General features: G+C 35.7%; 1 protein-coding gene. It reads left to right on the forward strand.

Annotated elements, in window-relative coordinates; translation table 11 throughout:
• Positions 1-569, forward strand: a 569-nt coding sequence (locus tag CLCHR_RS24310) for an NAD(P)-dependent oxidoreductase (protein ID WP_242966199.1), incomplete at both ends; no start/stop codon positions are given.

A 569-nucleotide genomic window follows, 5' to 3' on the forward strand; every position in this document is an offset into this window, starting at 1 on the left:
TGTCCTAATTTAAAAATGATATGTGTTGCATTTACTGGAGTAGATCATGTTGCTATGGATTACTGCAAAGAAAAAGATATTATGGTATGTAATTGTGCTGGGTATTCAACTGTTGCAGTTGCAGACTTAGTATTTGGTATGGTTATTTCTCTTTATAGAAATATTATACCTTGTGATAAGGTGACAAGAGAAGGTGGAACTAAAAATGGGCTTGTTGGGTTTGAACTTGAAGGTAAGAAATTTGGAGTAGTGGGTGCAGGAGCAATAGGGATGAGAACTGCAAGGATTGCTAAAGCATTTGGCTGCGAAGTATATGCTTATAGCAGAACTAGAAAAGAAGTTGAAGGAATTCAATTTGTAGATTTAGATACTTTAATGTCAACTTGCGATATTATATCACTTCATGTCCCACTAAATGAAACTACAAAAGGATTAATAAACAGTGAAAAGTTATTATTAATGAAAGAAAGTGCAATTCTAATTAACACAGCAAGAGGCCCCGTTGTAGATAGTGCTGCACTTGCAGAAGCGTTAAACAGTGGAAAAATAGCAGGCGCAGGCGTAGATGT

The sequence above is a fragment of the Clostridium chromiireducens genome, assembly GCF_002029255.1.
GTDB classification, from domain to species: domain Bacteria; phylum Bacillota; class Clostridia; order Clostridiales; family Clostridiaceae; genus Clostridium; species Clostridium chromiireducens.